The 24,304-nt window shown below is 68.6% G+C and carries 26 protein-coding genes, 1 pseudogene and 2 riboswitches; of the genes and pseudogenes, 16 read left to right on the forward strand and 11 right to left on the reverse strand.

Annotated elements, in window-relative coordinates:
* Together CHB84_RS10550 and CHB84_RS10555 are read left to right on the forward strand one after the other, a co-directional pair.
* Entirely contained in the window at positions 1 to 1,026 is a 1,026-nt protein-coding gene (locus CHB84_RS10550; RefSeq protein ID WP_089301367.1) for an LLM class F420-dependent oxidoreductase, read from the forward strand.
* Positions 1,027 to 1,125: 99 nt separating this feature from the next.
* Entirely contained in the window at positions 1,126 to 2,040 is a 915-nt protein-coding gene (locus CHB84_RS10555; protein ID WP_089301368.1) for a cation diffusion facilitator family transporter, read from the forward strand.
* Between the two features lie 27 nt (positions 2,041 to 2,067).
* Here CHB84_RS10555 and CHB84_RS10560 read toward each other — a convergent pair whose 3' ends face one another.
* Genes CHB84_RS10560 through mrf form a run of 4 tightly spaced genes read right to left on the reverse strand, consistent with a single transcriptional unit; the run spans position 2,068 to position 4,570 of the window.
* A complete protein-coding gene (locus tag CHB84_RS10560; protein WP_089301439.1) occupies positions 2,068 to 2,871 on the reverse strand; it encodes a class I SAM-dependent methyltransferase in 804 nt (267 codons plus the stop codon).
* 2 nt (positions 2,872 to 2,873) lie between these two features.
* Positions 2,874 to 3,032 (reverse strand): 50S ribosomal protein L32, encoded by a 159-nt coding sequence (rpmF, locus tag CHB84_RS10565; RefSeq protein WP_089301369.1) that lies wholly within the window; start codon positions 3,030 to 3,032, stop codon positions 2,874 to 2,876.
* A 6-nt stretch (positions 3,033 to 3,038) separates the two neighbouring features.
* A complete protein-coding gene (locus tag CHB84_RS10570) occupies positions 3,039 to 3,299 on the reverse strand; it encodes a type B 50S ribosomal protein L31 (protein WP_089301370.1) in 261 nt (86 codons plus the stop codon).
* Between the two features lie 11 nt (positions 3,300 to 3,310).
* Positions 3,311 to 4,570: a ribosome hibernation factor-recruiting GTPase MRF gene (gene mrf, locus CHB84_RS10575; protein ID WP_089301371.1), complete on the reverse strand. Its 1,260-nt coding sequence runs from the start codon at positions 4,568 to 4,570 to the stop codon at positions 3,311 to 3,313.
* Positions 4,571 to 4,694: 124 nt separating this feature from the next.
* Here mrf and rpmB point away from each other — a divergent pair, with 124 nt between their 5' ends.
* The 5 genes from rpmB (at position 4,695) to cobA (ending at position 7,149) form a co-directional block, all read left to right on the forward strand.
* Entirely contained in the window at positions 4,695 to 4,949 is a 255-nt protein-coding gene (gene rpmB, locus CHB84_RS10580; RefSeq protein ID WP_089301372.1) for a 50S ribosomal protein L28, read from the forward strand.
* Positions 4,949 to 5,113, forward strand: a complete 165-nt coding sequence (gene rpmG, locus CHB84_RS10585; protein ID WP_089301373.1) for a 50S ribosomal protein L33 — start codon at positions 4,949 to 4,951, stop codon at positions 5,111 to 5,113. Before rpmB ends, rpmG begins: the two co-directional genes overlap by 1 nt.
* Positions 5,113 to 5,418 carry a 30S ribosomal protein S14 gene (gene rpsN, locus CHB84_RS10590; protein ID WP_089301374.1) on the forward strand — a complete coding sequence of 102 codons (306 nt, stop codon included), beginning with the start codon at positions 5,113 to 5,115 and terminating at the stop codon, positions 5,416 to 5,418. The genes rpmG and rpsN overlap by 1 nt, the downstream gene beginning before the upstream one ends.
* A 14-nt stretch (positions 5,419 to 5,432) precedes the next feature.
* Positions 5,433 to 5,666: a 30S ribosomal protein S18 gene (gene rpsR / locus CHB84_RS10595; protein ID WP_089301375.1), complete on the forward strand. Its 234-nt coding sequence runs from the start codon at positions 5,433 to 5,435 to the stop codon at positions 5,664 to 5,666.
* 244 nt (positions 5,667 to 5,910) lie between these two features.
* The gene (gene cobA, locus CHB84_RS10600; protein ID WP_089301376.1) at positions 5,911 to 7,149 is read left to right on the forward strand and encodes a uroporphyrinogen-III C-methyltransferase; all 1,239 of its coding nucleotides are present in this window, start codon (positions 5,911 to 5,913) and stop codon (positions 7,147 to 7,149) included.
* Here cobA and CHB84_RS10605 read toward each other — a convergent pair.
* On the reverse strand, positions 7,116 to 8,018 hold the full coding sequence (locus CHB84_RS10605) for an alpha/beta fold hydrolase (protein ID WP_089301377.1): 903 nt from the start codon (positions 8,016 to 8,018) through the stop codon (positions 7,116 to 7,118). The genes cobA and CHB84_RS10605 overlap by 34 nt on opposite strands.
* A gap of 333 nt (positions 8,019 to 8,351) precedes the next feature.
* Here CHB84_RS10605 and CHB84_RS10610 point away from each other — a divergent pair, with 333 nt between their 5' ends.
* The 8 genes from CHB84_RS10610 to gcvP all read left to right on the forward strand — a co-directional run bounded on the left by CHB84_RS10610 (position 8,352) and on the right by gcvP (position 16,887).
* Entirely contained in the window at positions 8,352 to 9,185 is an 834-nt protein-coding gene (locus tag CHB84_RS10610; RefSeq protein ID WP_425432296.1) for a crotonase/enoyl-CoA hydratase family protein, read from the forward strand.
* A gap of 201 nt (positions 9,186 to 9,386) precedes the next feature.
* Positions 9,387 to 9,953 (forward strand): cardiolipin synthase ClsA, encoded by a 567-nt coding sequence (clsA, locus tag CHB84_RS10615; protein ID WP_089301379.1) that lies wholly within the window; start codon positions 9,387 to 9,389, stop codon positions 9,951 to 9,953.
* 57 nt (positions 9,954 to 10,010) lie between these two features.
* Positions 10,011 to 10,394 carry a glycine cleavage system protein GcvH gene (gcvH, locus tag CHB84_RS10620; protein WP_089301380.1) on the forward strand — a complete coding sequence of 128 codons (384 nt, stop codon included), beginning with the start codon at positions 10,011 to 10,013 and terminating at the stop codon, positions 10,392 to 10,394.
* Between the two features lie 270 nt (positions 10,395 to 10,664).
* Positions 10,665 to 11,135, forward strand: a complete 471-nt coding sequence (gene garA, locus CHB84_RS10625) for a glycogen accumulation regulator GarA (RefSeq protein ID WP_089301381.1) — start codon at positions 10,665 to 10,667, stop codon at positions 11,133 to 11,135.
* A 182-nt stretch (positions 11,136 to 11,317) separates the two neighbouring features.
* Positions 11,318 to 12,025 carry a transcriptional regulator FtsR gene (ftsR, locus tag CHB84_RS10630; RefSeq protein ID WP_425432298.1) on the forward strand — a complete coding sequence of 236 codons (708 nt, stop codon included), beginning with the start codon at positions 11,318 to 11,320 and terminating at the stop codon, positions 12,023 to 12,025.
* Between the two features lie 249 nt (positions 12,026 to 12,274).
* Positions 12,275 to 12,748 (forward strand): bifunctional nuclease family protein, encoded by a 474-nt coding sequence (locus CHB84_RS10635; RefSeq protein ID WP_089301382.1) that lies wholly within the window; start codon positions 12,275 to 12,277, stop codon positions 12,746 to 12,748.
* Positions 12,749 to 13,088: 340 nt separating this feature from the next.
* The gene (locus tag CHB84_RS10640; protein ID WP_089301383.1) at positions 13,089 to 13,655 is read left to right on the forward strand and encodes a MerR family transcriptional regulator; all 567 of its coding nucleotides are present in this window, start codon (positions 13,089 to 13,091) and stop codon (positions 13,653 to 13,655) included.
* Positions 13,656 to 13,701: 46 nt separating this feature from the next.
* Positions 13,702 to 13,801: riboswitch (glycine riboswitch) on the forward strand.
* Positions 13,802 to 13,915: riboswitch (glycine riboswitch) on the forward strand.
* Positions 13,916 to 13,974: 59 nt separating this feature from the next.
* The gene (gcvP, locus tag CHB84_RS10645; RefSeq protein ID WP_089301384.1) at positions 13,975 to 16,887 is read left to right on the forward strand and encodes an aminomethyl-transferring glycine dehydrogenase; all 2,913 of its coding nucleotides are present in this window, start codon (positions 13,975 to 13,977) and stop codon (positions 16,885 to 16,887) included.
* 38 nt (positions 16,888 to 16,925) lie between these two features.
* Here gcvP and CHB84_RS10650 read toward each other — a convergent pair whose 3' ends face one another.
* Positions 16,926 to 18,161 carry an MFS transporter gene (locus CHB84_RS10650; RefSeq protein WP_176439900.1) on the reverse strand — a complete coding sequence of 412 codons (1,236 nt, stop codon included), beginning with the start codon at positions 18,159 to 18,161 and terminating at the stop codon, positions 16,926 to 16,928.
* Positions 18,162 to 18,265: 104 nt separating this feature from the next.
* On the opposite strand from CHB84_RS10650, the pseudogene CHB84_RS10655 reads away from it, so the two are divergent.
* A pseudogene (locus tag CHB84_RS10655) lies at positions 18,266 to 19,086 on the forward strand (aldo/keto reductase).
* Between the two features lie 20 nt (positions 19,087 to 19,106).
* Here the strand turns inward: CHB84_RS10655 and CHB84_RS22875 are convergent.
* The 5 genes from CHB84_RS22875 to CHB84_RS10680 form a co-directional block, all read right to left on the reverse strand.
* The gene (locus tag CHB84_RS22875) at positions 19,107 to 19,754 is read right to left on the reverse strand and encodes a hypothetical protein (protein ID WP_089301386.1); all 648 of its coding nucleotides are present in this window, start codon (positions 19,752 to 19,754) and stop codon (positions 19,107 to 19,109) included.
* Between the two features lie 162 nt (positions 19,755 to 19,916).
* The gene (locus CHB84_RS10665) at positions 19,917 to 20,873 is read right to left on the reverse strand and encodes a 3-methyladenine DNA glycosylase (protein WP_245818669.1); all 957 of its coding nucleotides are present in this window, start codon (positions 20,871 to 20,873) and stop codon (positions 19,917 to 19,919) included.
* Between the two features lie 8 nt (positions 20,874 to 20,881).
* The gene (locus CHB84_RS10670; RefSeq protein ID WP_089301387.1) at positions 20,882 to 21,925 is read right to left on the reverse strand and encodes a hemolysin family protein; all 1,044 of its coding nucleotides are present in this window, start codon (positions 21,923 to 21,925) and stop codon (positions 20,882 to 20,884) included.
* Positions 21,922 to 23,265, reverse strand: coding sequence for a hemolysin family protein (locus CHB84_RS10675; protein ID WP_089301388.1), 1,344 nt, complete (start codon positions 23,263 to 23,265; stop codon positions 21,922 to 21,924). The genes CHB84_RS10670 and CHB84_RS10675 overlap by 4 nt, the downstream gene beginning before the upstream one ends.
* A gap of 338 nt (positions 23,266 to 23,603) precedes the next feature.
* The gene (locus CHB84_RS10680) at positions 23,604 to 24,185 is read right to left on the reverse strand and encodes a TetR/AcrR family transcriptional regulator (protein WP_089301389.1); all 582 of its coding nucleotides are present in this window, start codon (positions 24,183 to 24,185) and stop codon (positions 23,604 to 23,606) included.
* Between the last annotated feature and the right edge of the window lie 119 nt (positions 24,186 to 24,304).

Here is a 24,304-nt window from a genome sequence, read left to right on the forward strand (position 1 = left end):
ATGAAACTCGGCTACCACATCGGGTACTGGTCCTCAGGTCCGCCGCACGGGGCATTGGAGACGATCCTGGAAGCCGAGAGGCTCGGCTTCGACTCGGTGTGGACCGCCGAGGCGTACGGCTCGGACGCGTTCACGCCGCTGGCATGGTGGGGGTCGTCGACCTCGACGGTGCGGCTCGGAACCAACATCGTGCAGATGTCGGCGCGCACACCGACGGCGACGGCGATGAGCGCGCTGAGCCTGGACCACCTGTCCGGAGGGCGGTTCGTGCTCGGCCTCGGCGCCTCCGGGCCGCAGGTCGTGGAGGGCTGGTACGGCCGGCCGTACCCGCGCCCGCTGGCTCGCACGCGCGAGTACATCGACATCGTGCGGCAGGTGTTCGCCAGGGAGGCTCCGGTCACCTACGACGGCGACTTCTTCCAGCTTCCGTACCGGGGTGGGGCAGGGCTCGGTAAACCCCTGAAGCCGACCGTGCACCCGTTGCGTGCCGAGCTGCCGATCTACCTGGCTGCCGAGGGGCCGAAGAACGTCGCGCTGTCCGCCGAGATCGCCGACGGGTGGCTGCCCATGTTCTTCTCGCCGCGCAGCAACGAGTTCTACCGCGATGCGCTCGCGGAGGGCTTCGCCAGGCCGGGTGCGCGGCGTGGCTGGGAGGACTTCGAGGTCCCCGCCTCGGTCCCGCTGATCGTGGACGACGACGTCGAACAGTGCGCGGACCTCATCCGCCCCTCGCTCGCCCTCTACATCGGCGGTATGGGCGCCAAGCAGATGAACTTCCACCGGGACGTCTTCGCGCGGCTGGGGTACGAGGAAACCGCGACCAAGGTGCAGGAGCTGTACCTCGCAGGCCACAAGAAGGACGCCGCCGCGGCGATCCCGACCAAGCTCGTCGAGGACATCGCGCTGATCGGCCCACCGGCTAAGATCCGCGACGAGCTGCAAGCCTGGCGCGAGACGGTGGTGACCTCCCTGCTGCTGCGCGGCGACGCCTCGCTCCTGCGCAAGGCCGCCGAGATCGTCTCCTGACGGCGAGGCGGGGACGCGGAGCCGAAGGACTACTTCGATACCTCTACTGCACCCGAGGCGCCCTTCGGCTCCTCCCGGGCGCGGCTAGAGTGATCGACGATGAGTCGCACGGGTAGCTCGGCAGGCCGGTTGATCCTGCTGTCGGTGTGGGCAGGGCTGTTCTGGGCCGTTCTGGCGATCGGGTGGGGCCTGGCCGTACGGTCCCAGATGATCGTCTTCGACGGTCTCTACTCGCTGATCAGTGTGTTGCTGTCCCTGCTGTCGCTGCTGAGTTTCCGGATCATCCGCAAGGGGCAGAGCAAGCGCTTCCCGTTCGGCCGTGACGCGCTGGAGCCGCTGACGATCATCGTCAAGGCCATCGCCATCGGGACACTGTGCGTCTACGCGCTGAGCGTCGCGGTGATGGAGCTGCTCACCGGTGGACGGGAGGTCAACACGGGCTGGGCCGTGGCCTATGCCGCTGTCGCGACCGGGGGCTGTGCCGTTGTGGCCGCCTACCTCGGCCGCGAGCAGCGCGCGGTGCGTTCCGACCTGGTCCGCGCGGAGACCACCCAGTGGCTGATGGACACGGTGTTGAGCGCGGGCGTGCTCGCCGGGTTCATCGCGGCCGCGGTGCTCGAACGGACCGGCTACGAGCGGCTCGCGGCCTACGTCGACCCGGCGATGGTCGCACTGGTCTGCCTGCTGTTCCTGGCGATGCCGCTGCGCTTGCTGGTGCACGGCTTCCGCGAGGTCCTGTTCATGGCCCCACCGCGAGAGCTGGGCGAGCGGGTCCGGCGGTGCATCCGGCAGGTCCAGCGCCGGCACGGCTTCGACGACAGCTACCTGCGCAGCACGAAGGTGGATGGCCAGCTGGTGGTCGAGGTGGACTACATCGTCGGTGAGCACACCCCGGACCGCAGTGTCGAGGTGCTCGACGCGATCCGGCGGGAGATCACCGACGAGCTCAGCGACCTCGACTACGAGCTGTGGCTCACGGTGTCGTTCACGACCGATCGCGCCTGGGCCGAGTGACCGTCTGCGCGAGCGAGGCGGGAGCGATCATCCTGGGGTGTGGCCGACGGCGATGAGTGAGCTGGCATCGAGCTCGCGCATCCCGGCGCCGTGCATCCCGCGCTCGAAGTGGCGGCGGGCGTCGGACAGCTCGGCGGGGGAGAGCTGGTCGAGCAGGCCGCGCAGGGCAGCGCCGAGCAGCAGCGTCCACGCGTCGTCCGGGTGCAGGGGCTGCCGGTAGGTCGCCGTCTCGACGGTGATCCGCTCGAGACCGAGGGATCCCATCCAGTCCCGGATCTTGCCCACGGTGTTGACCCGCTCGCTGAAGTTCGGGCGGGTGAACGACTCGGTGAGGTCCGGTCGCACCTCGCCGATCGCGTTGTTGGCGAGCGGGACGATCCGCTCCATGCCGCCTTCCAGCCACGTGGTCACCGCGAACCGTCCACCGGGTCGCAGCAGGGATGTCAGGTGCCGGGACCCGGCGTCCATATCCGGGAAGAAGAACACCCCGTAGCAGCACTGGACCAGGTCGTAGGGCTCGGAAGGTTGCCAGGTGGTCACGTCGCCGTTGACGAAGCGCAGGTGCGCCAGCTCGTGCCACTCGGCTTCCCGCCGTCCCTGGCGCAGCAGGTTCTCCGCGAGGTCGAGCGCGTCCACCGAACCGTCCGGGCCCACTGCGCGGGCGGCCGGGAGCGCTGAGGCGCCCGATCCGCAGCAGGCGTCGAGGACCCGCTCACCCGGCTGCGGGCGCGACATGGCGGCCGTGATCTCGCCGAGCGGTCGCCACAGCCGCGGCGACCACGTGGCGAACTCGGCGTGGGCCGCGTGGAAGATCTCACCGGCTTCGGGCATGGTCACCGGCCAATCGTGCGAAAGTATCTGACGAGCCTGCGTGGCACGAGCTTACGCTCACCGTCCACTGTGATGGGAACCAGCTCGGGAGTGCTCGATCTCCAGGTCGAACGCCGGTTGCGGGTGTTCGATCCGGACTTCTTGCGCTTGGGAACCGCCATGATCGCTCACATCCTCCCGGCGCCGCGCGCGCCGTACCTGCGGCGGAACTTCTCGACCTGGCCGGCGGTGTCGAGGATGCGGCCCGCACCGGTCCAGAACGGGTGCGACGCGGAACTGATGTCGACCGCGATGAGCGGGTAGGTATTGCCGTCGCTCCACTCGATGGTGCGTTCCGATGTCGCCGTCGAGCGGGTCACGAACATGTCGCCGGTCGAGGTGTCCTGAAAGACGACGGGGTGGTAGTCGGGGTGTATTCCGGGTTTCACGGTTGGTCTCCTTACTGGTTCGGCCCGGTTTCCTCTTGGTTCCTGGCGGTGCCTGCCTCCGAGTGCCCGTCGGGTACCTCGACCTCCTCGCAGGGGTCTTCGTGCCAGTCGCCGAACGGGTCCGGGTATGTGGCCCACACCGCGGGGCCTGCCGCGATCTCCTCATCTGTCAGCAGCGCTCGGGTCAGTGCGGAGGTGATCTCGTCCGGGGGTGTGCGGTGCGTGGTGATCACGAGTTCCTGGGCGCGGTCTCCGAAACGCGGGTGCCAGCGCAGCCAGGCCATGGCCCGCCGTTCGTCCGAGACGTCGTCCCAGTCGGGGCCGTCCTCGCCCGCGATCCAGCCGCCCGCGTGTCCGACTCCCATGCCACCACCGGCAGACTCCATCCACAGCGCCGCGTCCGGCCGGCTGGCCACCCAGGCGCGTCCCGTTGTCCGCACCACCCCGTCGAGCAGCACGTCGATCGCCTCGTGCAACCGCTCGGGATGGAACGGCCGCGGGTCGGTGAACAGCACCGTAGCGACCCCGGAGTCCACCTCCAGCGGCGGCTGTCCGCGCAGTACGGGGCCGTGCATGTCGGTGAGCCTGCCACGGCGCGCGTCGCCGGGGACCGTGGATACCGCGGACGTTCCGCGCACCTCGCCCAGCGGGAGCCGCGGCACGCCGGGTGCGAGCCGGTCCAGCACGGCGTCGGTCCGGGCAGCCGTCCAGGTGTCCGGTGCCTGGCCCGCGCACACCAGAACGTCGGCGAACTCCACCTGCGTGGCAGCGAGCTGCGCGACAGTGCGCTCGTCCTCCGGGCTCGCCTGCATGCCCCGGTCACAGAGCAGGTCCTCGCCCGTGACGTCGTCGAACCAGGATGCCAGGTCGACGGTGGCGAGTACGCCTTCCACCTCGACGAGATCGCCCGCGGCCCGGCCGTTCACCAGTACGTTCGCGATCGCGTAGCAGACCGGTTCCGGTTCCATCGCCTCGTCCAGCCGTACGACGATCCGGGCGACCCCGGGGTCGCCCGCGAGCGTGCACAGCAGCGGGAGCAGGTCCTCGCGCATGGTGCAGGACACGCAGCCGTGCGCGAGCTCCAGTGCGGTGAGCTCGTCGCGCGCACCGCACTGGACCCTGCGCCGCACCACGCCTTCGGTGATGCTGCGCAGGTCGTGGTGGATCACCACGGTGCCCGGTACGGTGCGCAGCTCGGCGCCTAGGTCGACGGAGGCCGCGGGGGAGATTCCGGTGATGAGGACGACGGGCGTACGGGGCTGTTCAGGCACTGATCGCACTCCGGTTGATGGTGGGACGCGTTGCTCGGCGAACGGACATGCCGGCCCTCGTCCGCAACCGGCATGGCATGTAGAATAATTGAAAACGAATGTCGATTGCAATAAAGGAGGGGTCGTGTCGGCCGTGTGTCAGGTCACCGGGCGCCGTCCCGGGTACGGAAAGCGGGTGTCGCACTCGCACAGGCGCACATCGCGGCGCTGGGAACCGAATATCCAGTCGCGCAGGTTCTGGCTGCCGAGCGAAGGCAGGTGGGTGCGCCTTCGGGTCTCTGTCAAGGGCATGCGAACCATCGACAAACGCGGTATCGAGGCTGTCGTGAACGGGCTTCGCGCGCGGGGGATGAAGGTCGCGCGGGGGATGAAGGTGTAGTGGCACGGGATGTCGTACGCCCACTGGTCAGGATGCGCTCCGTCGCCGGTACCGGGGTCACCTATGTCACGAGGAAGAACCGCCGCAACGACCCGAACCGCCTGGTGTTGCGCAAGTACGACCCGGTGGTGCGCCGGCACGTGGAGCTCCGGGAGGAGCGCTGATGACCAAGAAGTCGACGATCGCCAAGGACGCCGAGCGCAGACTGATCGTGGCGCGGCACGCGGCGCGCCACGCCGGGCTCAAGGCCGTGGTCGTCTCGCCCCGGTCCACCCCGGAGGAGAAAGCCGAAGCCTCGGCGGCGCTACAGCGGATGTCGCGGGATGCCGGCCCGACGCGGTTGCGCGACCGCGATGTGATGGACGGCCGGCCGCTGGGACATCTCCGGGCGTTCGGTCTCTCCCGCATCCGCGTGCGTGAGATGGCCCACCGCGGGGAGCGGCCCGGCGTGAGCGGGTCGAGCTGGTGAGAAAGGTGACATCGATGCGGGAACGCAAGCCGGACAGGCGCAAGCGCAACGTACTGAACGAGCGAGGGGTAACGCGTGTCGACTGGAAGGACACCGAGCTGCTGCGGACGTTCATCTCCGATCGCGGCAAGATCCGGGCACGCAGGGTCACCGGGTTGACGCCACAGCAGCAGAAGCAGGTAGCTGCGGCGATCAAGAACGCCAGGGAGATGGCGCTGCTGCCGTACCCGGCAGCCCGGAAGGGTTAGTCACCTGTCCCTGGTGTGGGAGCAGAATGTGACATTGCGTTCCATAGAAGAACCAAATGTCACATTCGGCTACCACACCGATGCGGGGATCCCGGCGAGCGCGACCAAAGACCGCGGCAACGGACCGCGGCCACGGACGACGGCGGATCGTCCGAGATGCCGGTTTTGGCGGAGGGCCGGGTCAGCGGGCCCGCCGAACACCCTGGCGGCGCGGTGCACTGGATCACCCTGCATGCTTGTACGCATGGCAGAGCAGCACTACCTGGTTGGCCTGGACCTGGCCGGACGTCGCGTGGTCGTGGTGGGCGGCGGTACGGTCGCGCAGCGGCGCCTTCCCCGCTTGATCGGTGCCGGCGCCCACGTGGAACTGATCTCACCCCACACGACACCCGCCGTGAGCGCGCTGGCCGACGAGAGCGAGCTCGTCTGGCACCGCCGCGCCTATACGCGCGGTGACCTCGATGACGCCTGGTACGCGCTGGCGTGCACGGACGATCCCGATGTGAACGCCGCGGTGTGCGCCGATGCCGAGCGGGCACGGGTGTTCTGTGTTCGCGCCGACGCGGGGGAGGAGGGTAGCGCTGTCACCCCCGCAAGCGGGGTGCACGGTGGCGTACTTGTCGGGGTGCTCTCCGGCGGTGACCCGCTGCGCTCGGCAGCGGTACGCGACGGTCTGATCGAGGCGCTGCGCGACGGCAGGGTCGCAGACGGGGCCACACCCGCAGGCGCGGGTGGGTACGGCTCGGTCACGCTGGTCGGAGGCGGACCGGGGGACCCGGAGCTGATCACGGTGGCAGGCCGCAAGCTGCTCGCACGAGCGGACGTGGTCGTCGCCGACCGGCTCGCCCCGCGCGAGCTGCTCGACGAGCTGCCCGCGCACGTCGAGGTGGTGGACGCCGCCAAGATCCCCTATGGCCGGGCGGCGAGCCAGGAGGTGATCAACTCCACGCTGATCGAGCGCGCCAAGGAGGGCAAGTCGGTCGTGCGGCTCAAAGGCGGCGACCCGTACGTGTTCGGGCGCGGGTTCGAGGAGGCGCTCGCGTGTGCCGAGGCCGGTGTCCCCGTGTCGGTGGTTCCGGGCATCACCAGCGCCTTCTCCGCACCCGCGCTCGGCGACGTGCCCGTGACCCACCGGGGCGTCGCGCACGAGGTCGTGGTCGTCTCCGGTCACGTACCGCCGGGAGACGAACAGTCGCTCACCGACTGGGACGCGCTCGCCAAGCTACGCGGCACGATCGTGCTGATGATGGGCGTGGAACGCATCCGGCAGTTCGCCGATACGCTGCGCGGCGGCGGTCGCCCGGGCGATACCCCGGTCGCGGTGATCCAGGAGGGCAGCACGCGCCGGGAACGGGTGCTGCACAGCACTCTCGAGACCGTCGCCGACGACGTGGCCTCGGAAGGCATACGCCCGCCTGCCGTGATCGTGATCGGTCCGGTCGCGGGCCTCTACGCGGGGATGCGGAACCCGGCGGCCGAGTAGCGGTCGGCGAGGAAGTCCCCGATCGCCTCGGTCAGCCGAGCGGGGTCGAAGCGGAGCTCCACGGGGCTACGCGCGCGGACGAACTCGGCCTCCGGCATGTCGTTCGCGAGCGTGTCCGCGTCGCCGAACGGGTGGACCGGGTCGTTGGAGTGCCCGATGACCAGTGCCGGGGTGGTGATCTCCTGGCGCAGTGAGCGTGGCGGAGCGATCCGCCCGAACAGGATCCCGTGCAGCACGGCCGCCATGGGGGCAGGCTCCTGCCGCAGGGTCTCGGCGAGCACGGCCATCCATTGGTTGCGTTGCGGTATCAACCTCGTCAGCGTGGCGACACCGCTGATCACCGGTGGAGTGAACCGCGCGGCGAACAGCAGGGGTGGGAAGGCGAGCAAGCCCGCGAACACCGCGTTGTCCAGCACGGGCATCTCCACGAGCAGGCCGTGCAGGCGGTTCGGGGCGCGCACGGCGACCTCCAGAGCGACGTTCGCGCCGAGGGATGTGCCACCGACAACGGCCTTGTCCGCGCCGAGGTGGTCGAGCAAGGCGAGTACCTGGCTGGCGCACGCGGTCATCGAGTAGCGCCACGACTCCGACGGGCGGTCGGACTCGCCGTGCCCGAGAAGGTCGAGCGTGACGACCCGGAAACCCCGGTCCGCGAGACTGCGTGCGAGCGGCCGGTGCATCCTGCGGGTCATCAGCAGGCCGTGCGTCAGCACGACGAGAGCGTCACCGTCGCCGTACTCCGTGTAGGCCAGCCGGAAACCGTCATGGTGGAACGAGCCTGCCAGCTCGAAACGAGGCGGCGCCGGAGGCTGCGGGCGGGCGGCGCCCAGCGACGGCCCCGCGGTGAGTTCGTCCACCGGTAGATTCATGATCGCGGCTCCACTCGGCTAACGGGACGGGTCCGGCACGGGGCCGGCCTGCAGGAACCGCCGGGTCACTCCCGCGGCGGGGCCGTGCGCGAGCCCGCGCTCGAACACGATGGTGGTAGCGGTACTACCGCATGGTACGGGCTTTCCGCGCCCCTCATTCACGTGTCGGGCCGGTGCTCCACGCACGTGTCGCCGAGCGTCGCCCGTCACCTCCAGCCGGCGCCCGCGAACTCCCTTCGGCAGGCCCCGTACACCGACCTGCGCATGGCCCTCCGGGGCATACACGTGTTGACGATTGGTCAGGGCGGTGCCCGATGCGCGAGGATGGTCCGCATGATCGACAATCTGGACGAGCTCGCGTCTCTGCGGGTGGAGCGTACGGGGCATGTGGCCGAGGTCACCCTGCTGGGGCCCGGTAAGGGCAACGCGATGGGGCCGGACTTCTGGAACGAGCTACCGCGGGTCTTCCGCGCCGCCGACGCCGACCCCGAGGTCAGGGCGATCGTACTGACCGGAGGCGGCGAGCACTTCTCCTATGGACTCGACCTGCAGGCGATGCTGCCGCAATGGTCCGAGTACCTCGGTGGGGATGCGCTGGCCGCGCCCCGTACGGCCTTCCTGGACGAGATCAGGCGGCTGCAGGATGCGGTCAACTCGATCGCACGGACCCGCAAGCCGGTCGTCGCCGCGGTGGCCGGCTGGTGCATCGGGGGAGGCATCGACGTGATCACCGCGGCCGACATCCGTCTGGCCAGTGCCGACGCGAAGTTCAGCGTGCGCGAGGTGAAGATGGCCATCGTGGCAGACCTGGGCACCCTGCAACGATTGGGCACGATCGTGGGAGAGGGGCACGCGCGCGAGCTCGCCTTCACCGGCCGCGACATCGATGCCGCGCGGGCCGAGCGGATCGGGCTTGTCAACGATGTCTATCCGGACCCCGAGTCGATGCAGGCCGCGGCACGGGAGCTGGCCGCCGAGATCGCTGCCAACCCGCCCCTGGCCGTGCAGGGAGCCAAGGAGGTGCTCGGGGTCAACACGCAGGATCAGGTCGAGGCGGGCCAGCGCTACGTGTCGACGTGGAATGCGGCGTTCCTGCCGAGCAAGGATCTCAGCGAGGCCGTGCAGGCGTTCATGGAGCGGCGCGAACCCGAGTTCACCGGCGAGTGATGAGTACAACGGGGCAGAGGCGCATTGTGGGAGGTCAGAGATGATGGGGGATGAGCAGCCGCCCGGTGCGAGGGGGCAGGCACGAGTAAGCGGGCGAAGTCACACCGGTGGCTATTCTCCCGCGTCGGCGGGCGATCGTATTGTGATCAGGTGAGCACGCCTTTCAGTTCGGGTCGGCAGGAGTTGACCCTGGTCCGGCAGATGTTCACCGTCCCCAATGCGTTGTCGGTCGTGCGCCTGGCGTTGGTGCCGGTGTTCCTGTGGTTGCTGCTCGGCCCACGCTACGACGAGCTCGCGATCGTGGTCCTGGTCTTCGCGGGGTTCAGCGACTGGCTGGACGGCAAGCTCGCCCGATGGCTCAACCAGATGAGCAAGCTCGGCGAGATTCTCGACCCGGCCGCCGACCGTCTCTACATCCTGATGACGCTGTTCGCCTTCCTGTATCGGGACATCCTTCCCTGGTGGGTCATCGTGGTCCTGGTCAGCCGTGAGGTCTTGCTCGCGGGCTCGTTGCTGATCATCCGGAGCCGTGGGTTCCGGCTGCCGGAGGTGAGCTACATTGGCAAAGGCGCGACCTTCGTGCTGATGTACGCCTTCCCGCTACTCTTGCTCATCCAGGGGGAATCGGCGATCGTCGAGCTCGCCCGCCCGGTAGCTTATGCGCTCATGATCTGGGGCGGAGTGCTGTACGTCTGGTCCGGTGTGTTGTACGTGCTCCAGACATTCCGCGCGGTGCAGGGGAGTCGCCGTGCGGCGCGATCGGCGTAGGTGGGAAACTAGCGCCGCTGCACAGGCCGAACGAACGAGGAGAAAGGGGAACGTGACGTGTCCGTTCCTGAGGAACTGCACTACACCGAAGAGCACGAGTGGGTCGACGCGCGGGATACAGGCAACGTGCGCATCGGGATCACCGAGTACGCCCAGGACCAGCTCGGTGACGTCGTCTTCGTGGACCTGCCCGAGGTCGGCAAGGAACTGAGCGTGGGCGAGGTCTTCGGTGAGGTCGAGTCGACCAAGAGCGTCTCGGAACTGTTCGCGCCTATGGCAGGTCAGGTCGCCGCGATCAATGAAGCGGTCTCGGAGTCACCCGATCTGATCAATGACGACCCCTACGGCTCGGGCTGGCTCATCGAGATCACCCCTGCGGACGCCTCGAGCACGGCGGGCCTGCTCAACGCCGAGGCGTACACGAGGTTGATCTCCGATTAACTCTCGTCGCGCCGCCGCGTGCGGTGCCGGCCCGGACCCAGGAGATCCGGGAGTCTCGGTCACGAGGCCGGTACCGACACGGTACGTTGGCAGGAACACAATCATCCAGGCAGCGGTTCAGTGGGAGGGCTGATCACCATCCAGCGAACACGAGCAGCCGGCACGATGCCCGGGAGCTGGTGGAGCAGGGCGAACAGCCGGTTGACGGCCCCTCGCGGTGACGCGTAGCCCGATAGTCGATCAAGCCCACAGCGCGTAAGGAGACCTCAGGTGAGCACGAACGACGAGCCCGGCGTTCCCCCGGAGCAGTCTCCGGAGAGGACCTCGGTCTTCCGGGCTGACTTTCTTTCCGAAGCCGAGGGGCAGGAACAACCCGCCCAGGACGAGGCGTCTGCCGCGGGAGTGGAGGCTCTGCCGGCGGGCTCGGCCCTGCTGGTCGTCAAGCGCGGCCCGAACGCGGGCTCCCGCTTCCTGCTCGACAGGGACACCACGAGCGCGGGACGCCATCCGGACAGCGACATCTTCCTCGACGACGTGACCGTGTCGCGGCGGCACGCGGAGTTCCGCCGCGAGGGCGGCGAGTTCGTGGTGATCGACGTGGGAAGCCTCAACGGCACCTACGTCAACCGGGAGCCGGTCGACCAGGCGGTGCTCGCAGGCGGCGACGAGGTTCAGATCGGCAAGTTCCGGTTGGTGTTCCTGACCGCTGCGGCAGCGGAGGGAAGCCAGGGGACCCCGTGACCTCGGCGTCTCCTGCCTGCGCATGAGCACAGCCGTGCTCGCGCTGTGGCGTGGTCGGTGACGGGGGCGAGAAGCGCTCTCCGGACGTGACACACTCGTGCATCCGTGATCGGTTCGAGCAGTGGGAGGAGGGAGCAGTGACGGCTGCCGAGGGCCAGTCCCGGGACGGGCCCAGAGACGGTCTGAGTATCGGTTCCGTACTGGCGCAGCTGCGCCCCGAGTTCCCCGACGTCACGATCTCGAAGATCCGGTTCCTCGAATCCGAAGGGCTCGTGCAGCCGGCTCGGACGTCCTCCGGGTACCGGCAGTTCACGGGCGCCGACGTGGAGCGCCTGCGCTTCGTGCTCTCCGCCCAGCGCGATCACTACCTGCCGTTGAAGGTCATCAGGGAACAGCTCGACGCCGTCGACAGGGGGCTGGAGCCGTCGACTCCGATGCCGCGGCTGCCCCGCCAGCTGGCGTCGCTGGACGGTGACTCCTACGCAGCCCCGACCGCCGGGGACTTCGCGGCGTCTCGGGAGATCCGGCTGACCAAGGAGGAGCTGCTCAGCGAGGCAGGGATCGACGACGCGATGCTGGCGGAGCTGGAACGGTACGGGTTGATCACGCCGGGCGCGGCAGGTTTCTACGATGCCGATGCGGTGCATGTGGCCAGGACGGTCAAGTCGATGACCACCTACGGCATCGAGCCGAGACACTTGCGTGCCTTCCGGGCGTCGGCCGATCGCGAGGTGGGGCTGCTGGAGCAGATCGTGACGCCGGTGTCACGTCAGCGGGACGCCGACTCGCGGGCGAGGGCGGACGAGGTGGTCCGCGAGCTCGCCGCGCTGTCTGTCACGTTGCACACGCTGTTGGTCAAGTCCGGGATCCGGAGCGTAACGGGCACCTAGCTGGACGGGGACGGGTCGTGTCGTGCGGACGTCCCGCCGGGGGCGGTGGCGGTCGCGCCGTCGCCGGGCGTGCGGTTCTGCATCGAACGGGACACGGACGGCCCCGTACGGCGTGGAACCCTTCAAGTGAGAGAAAATGGAGCTTACGCTGTGCCTAGTGACGGTATGGCGAGTAGCGTCGATGGCAGCGATATGGGAAGTGCCGGGTAGAAGCGTCAGCCGGCGCACTGTACAGGGAGGCGAGGCCCGATGAGCGAGATGCACGTCGTGGGTGTTCGGGTCGAACTGCCCAATAACCAACCGATCTTGTTGCTGCGGGAGAGCGAGGGCGAGCGCTACCTGCCGATCTGGATCGGATCAGTGGAAGCCACGGCGATCGCGCTCGAGCAGCAGGGAGTGCGTCCCGCACGGCCGCTGACGCACGATCTTCTCAAGGAAGTCATCGGCGCTCTCGGCAAGGAACTGGAGCAGGTCGTGATCACCGACCTGAAGGAAGGCACGTTCTTCGCCGAACTGGTGTTCCACGGTGATGTCCGGGTCTCGGCACGGCCGAGCGACTCGGTCGCGCTCGCGCTCCGCGCAGGCGCACCCATTCACGCCGCGGAGACGGTGCTCGATGAGGCGGGCCTGCTCATCCCGGACGAGCAGGAGGACGAGGTCGAGAAGTTCCGGGAGTTCCTCGACTCGGTCTCCCCGGAGGACTTCCGCGGGGCGGACACCTGAGGCACGTTCCGGATGCCCCTCCCGGCCTGCCGGGAGGTATCGAGCGTCACACCTCGCCGCTTCCCGGTGAGTTCCCTGGCCGCCGCCGGTACTCACACGTCAAGCCTCAACGTGAACTTGAGGTTAACCGCGCGTCGCGTTGACCCGCTCCCTCGGCACGCTTAGTGTCTTAGTAGACGAATCGCGTCGATGTGATTCAGTCGATGATCAGGTGACGCGTGGGTGTGATTCGCCCTCCCGCATGGCGGATCGCGTGGGTGTGATTCGGCGCCGCTCGCCTCTACCTCGGGGTGGCGGTCATGTTCGTCGGCTGCTCAGGGCCGGGCGAGGGGAGGTATGCGTGGTCGAGGAGAAGCCCGTCTACGTGGCGCAGAGCCAGCAGGGCGAGCTGTTCCCGGACTCGTCGCTGCCGGACGAGCTTGTCGGCTACCGGGGCGCCGCGGCCTGCCAGATCGCTGGCATCACCTACCGCCAGCTCGACTACTGGGCGCGCACCAAGCTCGTCGGGCCGAGTATCCGCACCGCACACGGCTCGGGATCGCAGCGGCTCTACTCGTTCAAGGACATCCTCGTCCTGAAAGTGATCAAAAGGTTGCTGGACACCGGTGTATCGCTGCAGAACATCCGGGTCGCCGTCGAGCATCTCCGCGAGCGCGGTGTGCGCGATCTCGCACGCGTGACGTTGTTCTCGGACGGTACGACGGTCTATGAGTGCACATCTCCCGAGGAGATCGTGGACCTGCTTCAAGGGGGTCAAGGCGTCTTCGGTATCGCCGTGAGCGGGGCAATGCAGGAGATTTCCGGAACGATCCACGAGTTCCCCGCGGAACGTGCCGACAGTGGCGAGGTGGAGACGGTGGTACCGGACGAGCTGTCCCAGCGACGCGACGCGCGCCGCACCGGTTGATGCAGCTCGCGCGTTTCAGACACGATAGAGTGTAGGTGCAGACGCTTGTAGCCTCGCGGGAGAGTCCGGTCGGTGAGACGCCGACCGGCGCCGAAGGAGCAACTCCTCCCCGGAACCTCTCAGGCACCAAGGACCGCGAGTGCGAGTTGCCTCTGGAAAGAGGGTCGTGCGGGCCTGCCCCGCGACGACCCCGCCGAAGGTGCAAGCTCGGCCGGGAGCCGGGTGAACCTCTCAGGCGCCCGTAGTACGGGCATAGACAGTGGGGAGGGCCGCAGCAAGGTAGTGACCCGCGCCGCGAACCCGACCCCGGAGGCACCAGATGGCTACAGAGCGTCACCCCCATGAGCCGACTTCGCTGTCCGCGCTCGAGCACGGTACGCCGTTCGCAGAGCGACACATCGGCCCAGGCCGTGACGAGCTCGCGCAGATGTTGAAGGTCATCGGCGTGGACTCCCTCGAGGAGCTGGCGCGCCGCGCCGTGCCCTCGTCGATCCTCGAGAACGACTCGGTTGCCGGGTCGCTCGACCTGCCTGCCGCTGCCACCGAGGCGCAGGCGCTCGCCGAGCTGCGCTCGCTGGCCGCGGAGAACCGGACGAACACCCAGATGATCGGGCTGGGCTATCACAGCACGATCACGCCGCCGGTGATTCGCCGCAACATCCTCGAGAACCCTGCCTGGTATACCGCCTACACCCCGTACCAGCCGGAGATCTCGCAGGGCAGGCTGGAGGCGTTACTGAACTTCCAGACCATGATCTCCGACCTCACCGGCCTGGCGATCGCGAACGCCTCGATGCTGGACGAGTCGACGGCCGCCGCCGAGGCGATGACGCTGCTCCGGCGTTCCAGCAAGTCGAAGTCCAGCCGTTTCGTCGTCGACTCCGACACCCTGCCGCAGACCATCGCGGTGTTGGAGACGCGAGCCGAGCCGCTGGGCATCGAGATCGTGCGGGCGGACCTCTCCGGCGGGTTGGCCGCAGCAGGCGTCGAAGGGGAGGCCTTCGGCGTGTTGCTGTCCTACCCGGGCGCCTCGGGCAGGCTGCGTAACATCGAGGGGATCATCGCCGAGGCAGCCGACATCGGCGCCGCGACGGTCGTCGCCGCCGACCCGCTGGCGCTCACGCTGGTCCGCGCACCCGGTGAGATGGGTGCCGACGTCGTGGTCGGCTCGGCGCAGCGGTTCGGCGTGCCGATGGGTTTCGGCGGTCCGCACGCCGGCTACATGGCCGTGCGCGAGGGCCTCGAGCGGCACCTTCCCGGCCGCCTGGTCGGTGTCAGCGTGGACGCGGACGGCACGCGGGCCTACCGGCTCGCCCTGCAGACCCGGGAACAACACATCCGGCGCGAGAAGGCCACATCCAACATCTGTACGGCCCAGGTACTGCTGGCTGTGATCGCCTCGGCGTACGCGGTGTACCACGGGCCGGAGGGGCTGCGCGCCATCGCGATGCGCGCACACCGGATGGCTACGGTGCTGTCCGCGGGACTGACCCGCAACGGTGTCGAGGTGGTACACGACGACTTCTTCGACACCGTGCGCGCCCGGGTTCCCGGCCGCGCCGCGGCGGTGGTGGAGTCGGCGCGCGGCCTCGGAGTCAACGTGTTGCAGGTCGATGACGACCATGTCGGTATCACCTGTGACGAGTCGACCACGCGCGAGCACCTTGCCTTGGTGTGGAAGGTATTCGGAATCTCGGTGTCGGATGTGGACAGCCTGGACGCCGAGACTCCCGGCGCGTTGCCGGAGGAGCTCACTCGCAACAGCGAGTACCTCTCCCACCCGGTCTTTCACACCTACCGTTCCGAGACCGCGCTGCTGCGGTACCTGCGCAGGCTCGCCGACGCGGACGTCGCCTTGGACCGCAGCATGATCCCGCTGGGCTCCTGCACCATGAAGCTCAACGCCACCGCCGAGATGGAGCCGATCACCTGGCCGGAGTTCGCCGAGCTGCACCCGTTCGCCCCTGCCGAGGACGCGCCGGGCATCCTTCGCGTGATCGCCGACCTGGAGCGGTGGCTCGCGCAGATCACCGGCTACGACGCGGTATCGCTGCAGCCGAACGCAGGCAGCCAGGGCGAGTTCGCCGGCCTGCTCGCGATCCGCGCGTACCACAGGGAACGCGGTGAGCCGGACCGCGACGTGTGCCTGATTCCGTCGAGCGCGCACGGCACGAACGCCGCGAGCGCGGTGATGGCAGGCATGCGGGTGATCGTGGTCAAGTGTGACAGCGAGGGCAACATCGACCTCGCGCACCTGCGTGACGTGACCGAGCAGCACAAGGACGACCTCGCGGCGATCATGATCACGTATCCCTCCACGCACGGCGTGTACGAGGACACCGTGCAGGAGGTGTGTGGTGTCGTGCACGACGCGGGTGGTCAGGTCTACGTGGACGGTGCGAACCTGAACGCGCTGATCGGACTGGCACGGTACGGCAAGTTCGGATCCGATGTGTCCCATCTGAACCTGCACAAGACCTTCTGCATCCCGCACGGTGGCGGCGGTCCCGGGGTCGGACCGATCGGCGTGCGCGAGCACCTGGCGCCGTTCCTGCCGAACCATCCGCTGCAGGACGCGGCAGGCCCCGAGACGGGCGTCGGCCCGATCAGTGCCGCGCCCTGGGGGAGTGCGTCGATCCTGCCCATATCCTGGGCGTACGTGCGCATGATGGGCTCGGAAGGGCTCACCAAGGCGACCCTGACGGCCATGGCCACGGCGAACTACGTGGCGCGCCGCCTCGACGAGTACTACCCCGTGCTGTACGCGGGGCAGGACGGGCTCGTCGCTCACGAGTGCATCCTCGACCTGCGGGGTATCACCAAGTCCACCGGCGTGACCGTGGACGACGTTGCCAAGCGTCTCGCCGACTACGGGCTGCACGCGCCAACCATGTCGTTCCCGGTCGCAGGCACGTTGATGGTGGAGCCGACGGAGAGCGAGGACCTGGCCGAGCTCGACAGGTTCTGCGACGCCATGATCGCCATTCGTGGTGAGATCGACCGGGTCGCCTCCGGCGAGTGGCCGCTGGAGGAGAGCCCGCTGCGTCATGCTCCGCACACCGCGCGGTGCATCGCCGGGCAGTGGGACCGGCCGTACAGCCGTGAGGTCGCGGTGTTCCCGACGGGGGATCCGGCGCACAAGGTGTGGCCCCCGGTCCGGCGGATCGACCAGGCAGGCGGGGACCGCAACCTGGTGTGCTCCTGCCCGCCCATCGACGCGTACTCGAGCTGATCCGTTGCCGGCCCCGCGCATGCGGGTCGTGCCACCCGTCACGCGCGGGGCCGGCGGCGCAACGGCAGGATCGCGCCGGTGCTCGCGGTGAGTAGCACCGCCATCAGCCAGAACGGGCCCGTGACGCCCACGAGCGTGGACAGCCCACCTGCCACCGCCGGGCCTGCGGCCTGCGCCACCCGGTTGGCCGTGATACGCAGCGCGAGAGCCGTGGAACGCAGCTGGGTCGGCGCCTCGCGCACGACCCAGGTCATCGTGAGCGGCTGGCCGAGTCCCAGGCTCATGCCGAGCACCATCAGCAGCACGGCCAGTGTGATCGGGTCGTCGATGACCACGACGCCGAACACGGTTCCCGCGGCGAGCGTCGCGTTGATGGCGAGTAGCAGCAGGCGCTCGACGTGGCGAAGCAGTACCGGGATGAGCAGCCGGGACAGGAAGGAGAACCCGGCGCGGACGGCGAGCAGGACGCCGACGACGGTGGGTGACAAGCCGTGGTGTTCCCCGAGTACAGGCATGTAGGCGACGAGCAGGTCGACAGTGGCCATGACACTGAAGCTCACGAAGACCGCCACGGACAGCTGGCGGTTGCGCAGCATGGCCAGCGCGGAGCCACGGCCGGGCTGATGGGTCTCGCCCGCGGGGGCGGAGGTGCCGAACGTGCTGCCGCGCAGGACGAACACCATCAGCCCGTAGAACAGCACGATCAGCACGGCGGCCCCCGCGCCCACCCAGAAGGCCCGTGTGGTGGCCTCGAGCAGCTCCGCGGAGTCCCGGCCGGAGATCACCCAGCCGCCGAGCAGCGGTCCGAGCAGCTGCCCGAGCGAGGCCGCGGCGGTGAACAGGCCGAAGTTCCTGTCCTGCTGCGCCGGAGTGGACAGGTCGGCGATGACCGACTGTGCGGCGACCATGAGCGCGAGCTGCCCGACCCCGAGGATCGCGTTGGACGCGGCCATGCTCGGCAGCGATCCCGCGTGGGCGAGCAGGAGCGACCCGAGCACCATGACGGCCCCGCCGCCGAGGAGCAGGGCGGGCGCCTTGCCGCGATCCGACCACCGGCCCATCGGGATGGCGAGCACGACAGGCAGCACCGCGCTGGAGGCCGCGACGAGCCCGACGGCCTGGGCGTCACCGTCCAGCGCCAGCACGCGGTAGGACGCCGCGGGGCGGTTGAGGAACATGGCCACATGTACCGCCAGCGTGCCCAGCAGCAGGAACGCCAAGGGCAGGGGAGTGACCCTTGCGGCCCGCGAGTCCCGGCCGGTCTCGTTACTCATTGGCATGTCACTGTGCGATCATCTCGTGAGACAAGCGAACGTTCTGCGTGACGGGTACGTCGGGTGCGGCGCGTCACGTGTGTGCCGTACGGGAGGAGACAGCTATGACCCCGCAGATCACGCTCGACGACGGTGTGCGGATACCTCAGCTCGGCTACGGAGTGTTCCAGATCCCGCAGGAGAAGACCGCCCGGAGCGTGGAGATGGCGCTCGACGCCGGGTACCGCAGCATCGATACGGCCGCCGCGTACGGCAACGAGGAAGCCGTCGGAAAGGCCGTGCAGCACTGCGGGATCGGCAGGGACGAGCTGTTCGTCACCACCAAGTTGTGGAACTCCGACCACGGCTACGACGCGACGCTCGCGGCTTTCGACGCGAGCCTGACGGCGCTGGGCATGGACTACGTCGACCTCTACCTGATCCACTGGCCCGTTCCCGAGCGTGACCTGTACACGCAGTCCTGGCGGGCGCTGGAACGGATCCGTTCCGAAGGACGCGCGCGGGCGATCGGGGTGTCGAACTTCCACATCCCGCACCTGCGGAAACTTCTCGGCGAGGCGGACGTGCCGCCTGCCATCAACCAGATCGAGCTGCACCCGAGGCTGCAACAGCACGAGCTGCGCCGCTTCCACGAGGCCAACGGCATCGTCACCGAGGCGTGGAGCCCGCTGGCCAAGGGCGAGGTTCTCGAGGACGGCAGGGTGACAGGACTGGCGGGCAAGTACGGCAAGACCCCCGCCCAGATCGTGCTGCGCTGGCACATTCAACTCGGCAACGTGGTCCGAAGTCCGTCACTCAGCAGCGGATCGTGCAGAACTACGATGTCTTCGACTTCGAGCTCGACGCCGAAGACATGGCGACGCTCGGTGAGCTCGACGACGGGACCCGCACGGGCCCGGACCCCGACACGTTCAACCGCGTGTAGCGGCGGCTACCGCACGGGGGTCACGGCTCGTCGACCGTGTCGAACACCGCTTGCCGCTCCGGCTCGAACACGAACGTGTGGAACTTCTGGGCGGCTCGTTCCTGCACGTCGTCCACGCCGGGGCCCTGGATCCGGACAAGCGGGTAGTCGCCGTCCCCGTCGCCGGTGACCGACTCGGGTTCCGCGGCGACGCGGTCGGAGCGGGCATCGGCCAGGGCGTCGACCTGGCCGGTGGAGGCGGGGATCCAGACCGCCGGGATATCCCTGTCCGTGTCGGACCCGGCGAGCGTCTCGCCTGCGCTCTCCGAGTCGGCACCGGTCACCTGGACCGTCACGCAGTGTGCGCGCACCACCTCGTCACCCGAGTTCCACTCCTCGGCGACGGCCTCGACCGGCTCGACGATGCCCTCGTCGGCCAGGACGTGCAGGGTGCTGTGTTCCTCGCACTCCTGCGACTTCGCCTCTGCCCGGGTGTTCATCGCGTTGGTGCCCCATACCCAGCCGACACCACCGACCGCGAGCAGCCCCGCTGCGACCATGCTGGCGATCGCCCAGCCGGCGATGCCGCGGCGCTGTGCGGCGTCGTCGTCCGCCCGGTGGCTTCCGGACTGCCGAGGACGCCTGACCAGGGAACCCGCGCGAGGCGTTGCCTTGCTGTGTCGCCCCATCCGTGTCGAGACCCTTTCGCAATCAGATCGGTATGTGCACGTGCACCGTCGTTGATGCTATCACTCTGGTAGGCGAGTGGGGTCAACGAAATGTGATGGTCAGTCTGCGTTCGCTCCGGCCAGTCGCTCACCTGGCGTAGCGAGGCTCACTGGCTGTGTCGGTCAGCCTTCCACCGCTGCCGGCCCGGTGTGAACAGCTCCCGCGGCATCCGGTTCACCGCCGTGGTCGAGCAGCGCCCGGCAGTGGTCGATCAGCCTCGCGCGCAGGGACGCTGCGCGCCGCGAGAACCCCGCCTGGGCGCGCGCGTACTCGGCTCGCCCCTGGCTGGTCTCGATGCGGACCGGGGAGAAGCCGTAGTCACTCAGGTCGTAGGGGCTCGCGCGCATGTCCAGCTCGCGAACCCGCGCGGCCAGCTCGAAGGTGTCGGCCAGCAGCTCGGAGGGGACGAACGGGTCGAGCTTGTAGGCCCATTTGAACAGGTCCATGTTCGCGTGGAGGCATCCCGGTTGCTCGTGCGCGCGCTGGTCGGAGCGGGTCGGCGTGGTGGAGTTGAGCGGTTTGGCCGCTTCGCTGAAGAACCGGTACGCGTCGTAGTGGCTGCAGCGTACGTCGAGTGCGTCGACGACGTCGTCGGTGCCGTCCGCCCCCAACCGCAGGGGTACCTCGGAGTGCCGGATGGCGTCGCCGCGCTCGCGGTAGACCATGGCCCACTCGTGGAGCCCGAAACAGTTCAGCCTGGCCGGGCGCTCGGCCGTGGCTTCAAGGAGGGACAGGATGAACCGGGTCGAGTCGCTCCTTGTCCGGTGGAACCGTGCCATGTCGAGGGTGACCCCCTCGGAGACCGCGCGATAGCCGGCACGGTCGAGGAACCGGCCCGCGCCCGTACCGGCCAGGACGACACCCGGGCCGGGTTGCCAGCGCTCCAGCCGGGAGGGTCGGTAGGAGTAGTAGGTGAACAGGAAGTCCCAGACGGGGTGCTTGGCACCACGTGCCTTGCGCTGCCTGTGCGGCTCGGTCCAGTGGCACACCCGTTCGGCGTGGGCGCGCTCACGGGCACGCCAGTCCTCCTCGGCGAGTACGGCGTGCGGGAAGGCGAGAGTAGCGTTGCTGCGCGTCATACGTGTACTCAGAGTGCCACATGGGTGCCGTCACGAACCGTTCCGACGTACTCCTCGACGAGGTCTTCGAGTGCGACCACGCCCATGGTCGCGCCGTCGTCGGCGACCGCGCACGCCAGGTGGCTGCCGTCCTGCCGCATGGCCGACAGCGCGTCGTCGAGCCGCGCGGTGACCGGTAGCCGCGTGAGGCGGCGCAACCTGCTCGCCGGTACGGGGGAGTCGGTCCGCTCGTTGATCTGGTCGAGCACGTCCTTGAGGTGGACGTAGCCGACGAGCTCATCGGAGTCGGTGCGTACCGGGAAGCGGGAGAACCCGGTCGCCGACACCGCCCGTTCGACGTCACCGACGGTGGCTTCCTGCCCCAGGGTGGTGAGCTCGCCCGAGGGCACGAGAACGTCCGCGACCGACTTCTCCACCGAGGACAGCGTCTGGCTGAGCCTGCGGTGCTCGGAGTGCTCGATGAGCCCCTCCTTCCGGGACTGGCTCAGCAGCTCTGCGAGCTCGCGCGAGGTGTACGCGGTCTCCATCTCGTCCTTCGGCGTCACGCGGAACATGCGCAGGATGAGGTTGGCTGTGATGTTGAGCGTCCAGATGAAGGGGCTGGCTACCTTCACCCACACCACGTGCACGGGAACCAGCCACAGCGCGAGGCGTTCCGGCTCGGCGATGGCGAGGTTCTTCGGGACCATCTCGCCGAGAAGCACGTGCGCGACGGTGACCAATGCCAGGGCGATCGCGAACGAGATCGCGTGTGTGATGTACGCCGGCACGTCGGTCAGGTCGAACAGTAGTGCCAGCTGGTGGGCCACAGCGGGCTCACCGAGGCGCCCGAGCAGCAGGGAGCAGATCGTGATGCCCAGCTGGGCGCCTGCCAGCATCAGGGAGACGTTCTTGCTCGCGCTGATGACGATCCGTGCCCGCGTCTTGCCTTGCTCGAGCAGGGCCTCCAGCCGGTCCCGGCGTGAGGAGATCAGTGCGAACTCCGCGCCGACGAAGAAGGCGTTGGCCAGCAGTAGGAGCACGATCGTCAGGAAGGCGAACCAGTCGTTCATGACCGCACCGTCCCGTGCTCCGGCATCTCCTCCGCGTCCAGTTTCCGTACGCTGAGCTCCGCGATACGGTGCCGGTCGAGCCGGGTGACGGTGAGCTGCCAATCGCCGACGGTGACCGACTCGCCCGGGCTCGGGATCGCGCCGAGGGTCGCCAGCACGAGCCCGGCGACGGTCTCGTAGTCGCCTTCGGGCATGACGAATCCGGTGACCTCGGCGAGCTCGTCACCGCGCAGCTGCCCGGAGACCAGCCAGCTGTGTTCGCCGGTCTGCTTGGCGGGGGCCTCCTCGCCGTAGTCGTGCTCATCGCGCACGTCCCCGATGATCTCCTCGACGACGTCTTCGAGGGTGACCAGGCCCGCGGTGCCGCCGTACTCGTCGACGATGATCGCCAGCTGCAGGCCGGAGTCGCGAAGCCGGTTGAGCAGCGCATCGCCCTGTAGCGACTCGGGCACGGTGGGGATGGGGCGGGTCAGCGACACGACCTCGACGGCATCGCGCTCGGCCGCGGGAACGGTGAACGCCTGCTTGATGTGTACGGCGCCGATGACGCCGTCGAGGTCCTCACTGCAGACCGGGAAACGGGACAGCCCCGTGCTGCGCGCCAGCGCGAGCAGGTCGTTGATCGAGCTGTGCCGGAGCAGGTACTGGATGCGCACGCGCGGGGTCATCAGCTCACCGGCTGTGCGGTTGCCGAAGCGCAGCGAGCGGCCGAGCAGCTCCGCCGTGGCGGCGTTGAGCGTGCCTCGCTCGGCACTGGAGCGCACGATCGACCCGAGCTCCTGGGGTGAACGCGCCGAGCGCAGCTCTTCCTGAGGCTCGATACCGAACAGGCGGACGATTCGGTTGGCGCTGTTGTTGAGCAACCGGATCAGCCAGGCGAACAGGTCCGAGAACGTGGAGTGGTAACCGGCGACGAAGCGCGCGGTGCCCAGCGGGTGTGCGATGGCGAGGTTCTTGGGCACCATCTCACCGAGGACCATCGACAGGGAGGTCGCCAGGAACAACGCGGTCGCCAGCGAGATGACGCCTGCCGCTCGCTCGCCTGCACCCAGCGCCGTGAAGAGCGGCCGGACGAGCTCGCCGACGATCGGTTCGGCGAGGAAACCGCTGACCAGAGTGGTGATGGTGATCGCGACCTGCGCCCCGGACAGCTGGAACGACAGGGTGCGGTGGGCTTTCAGCACGGTGCGCGCGCGGCGGTCACCGCGCTGCCGGATGTTGGTCTCGACGGTGCTGCGTTCCAGCGCGGTCAGCGAGAACTCAGCGGCGACAGCGAGCCCGGTACCCACGGTCAGCAGCAGGAAGAACAGCACACCGCCGGCGGCGAGCAACGAGTCCATCAGCGGCCGCCCCGCTCGGTGGATCCGGTGCGCCTGCTTCGGACCGGGCGGCTCGACGCGTGCTCAGCCGCCGAGCCGGGGGAGCACACAGCGTGGTGACGATGGCGCGCGCGGTATCGAACACGGTGGTGACCGCGACGCGGGCGGCACAAGACACTGTCATCGGGTGACGGCGCAATGCGCACGAGGGGTGGTCACTCCTTGCAGCGATGTCGGCGTTGTATGGGAGGTGTCAATACGACGGGCCAGTGAACACTCGGCAGTTCCGATGATAGCCCGTTACCGGTCGCTCAGAATAGCTCGCGTGTTCCGGGCCCGCCGAGTGTGCGTGTCGTGCGTTACCCGCCGGCCCGGTGCCGGCGGGCCGTCTCCTCGACGAGGTCCAGCACAGGTTCCACGTCATCGGCGGGGAAGCCCATGGCCAGGTGTGAGACAAGTCCCTCGAGTACCAGTTCGAGGAACGAGGTGAGCACGTCCACATCCACGTCGTCGCGCAGCTTCCCCGCCTCGCGCTGGCGCAGCAGCCGGTCCCGGGTCGCGACGGTGATCTTCCGGGACCGCTCGGCCCAACGCGCACGGAACTCGGGATCGGTACGTAGCCGCCGGGAGACCTCGAGGCGCGTGCCGAGCCAGTCGGGCGGGTGGGCGCTGTCCCCGGCGAGCAGGTCGCGCATGACCTGGACGAGCCCTTGGCGGGCGACCACATCGGCCATGCGTGCCGCGTCGTCCTCGGCGAGGGCGAGGAACAACGACTCCTTGTCCTTGAAGTGATGAAAGATGGCCCCGCGCGAGAGGCCGATGGTGTCCTCGAGCCTGCGCACGGTGGCGGCCTCGTAGCCGTAGCGCGCGAAACACACCCGCGCGCCGTCGAGTATCTGTCGACGGCGCGCGTCCAGATGATCCTGACTCACCCGTGGCACCCTGTGATCCTGTCACCGGTGCGGCCGTTCGTGCAATCCGTACGTACGTACTGCGATATCCCTCCCACCCGCCAGGAGGACACGCTGAATGACGCTTTCACTCCACAAGGGTGGTTGAA

Source organism: Haloechinothrix alba (assembly GCF_900188115.1).
Taxonomy (GTDB): domain Bacteria; phylum Actinomycetota; class Actinomycetes; order Mycobacteriales; family Pseudonocardiaceae; genus Haloechinothrix; species Haloechinothrix alba.

Coding starts and splice junctions, on each gene's coding strand:
- CHB84_RS10550 (WP_089301367.1), top strand. CDS start 1: ATGAAACTCGGCTACCACATCGGGTACTGGTCCTCAGGTCCGCCGCAC.
- CHB84_RS10555 (WP_089301368.1), top strand. CDS start 1,126: ATGAGTCGCACGGGTAGCTCGGCAGGCCGGTTGATCCTGCTGTCGGTG.
- CHB84_RS10560 (WP_089301439.1), bottom strand. CDS start 2,871: ATGCCCGAAGCCGGTGAGATCTTCCACGCGGCCCACGCCGAGTTCGCC.
- rpmF (WP_089301369.1), bottom strand. CDS start 3,032: ATGGCGGTTCCCAAGCGCAAGAAGTCCGGATCGAACACCCGCAACCGG.
- rpsN (WP_089301374.1), top strand. CDS start 5,113: ATGACCAAGAAGTCGACGATCGCCAAGGACGCCGAGCGCAGACTGATC.
- rpsR (WP_089301375.1), top strand. CDS start 5,433: ATGCGGGAACGCAAGCCGGACAGGCGCAAGCGCAACGTACTGAACGAG.
- cobA (WP_089301376.1), top strand. CDS start 5,911: ATGGCAGAGCAGCACTACCTGGTTGGCCTGGACCTGGCCGGACGTCGC.
- CHB84_RS10605 (WP_089301377.1), bottom strand. CDS start 8,018: ATGAATCTACCGGTGGACGAACTCACCGCGGGGCCGTCGCTGGGCGCC.
- CHB84_RS10610 (WP_425432296.1), top strand. CDS start 8,352: ATGATCGACAATCTGGACGAGCTCGCGTCTCTGCGGGTGGAGCGTACG.
- clsA (WP_089301379.1), top strand. CDS start 9,387: ATGTTCACCGTCCCCAATGCGTTGTCGGTCGTGCGCCTGGCGTTGGTG.
- CHB84_RS10635 (WP_089301382.1), top strand. CDS start 12,275: ATGAGCGAGATGCACGTCGTGGGTGTTCGGGTCGAACTGCCCAATAAC.
- gcvP (WP_089301384.1), top strand. CDS start 13,975: ATGGCTACAGAGCGTCACCCCCATGAGCCGACTTCGCTGTCCGCGCTC.
- CHB84_RS10650 (WP_176439900.1), bottom strand. CDS start 18,161: ATGAGTAACGAGACCGGCCGGGACTCGCGGGCCGCAAGGGTCACTCCC.
- CHB84_RS22875 (WP_089301386.1), bottom strand. CDS start 19,754: ATGGGGCGACACAGCAAGGCAACGCCTCGCGCGGGTTCCCTGGTCAGG.
- CHB84_RS10665 (WP_245818669.1), bottom strand. CDS start 20,873: ATGACGCGCAGCAACGCTACTCTCGCCTTCCCGCACGCCGTACTCGCC.
- CHB84_RS10670 (WP_089301387.1), bottom strand. CDS start 21,925: ATGAACGACTGGTTCGCCTTCCTGACGATCGTGCTCCTACTGCTGGCC.
- CHB84_RS10675 (WP_089301388.1), bottom strand. CDS start 23,265: ATGGACTCGTTGCTCGCCGCCGGCGGTGTGCTGTTCTTCCTGCTGCTG.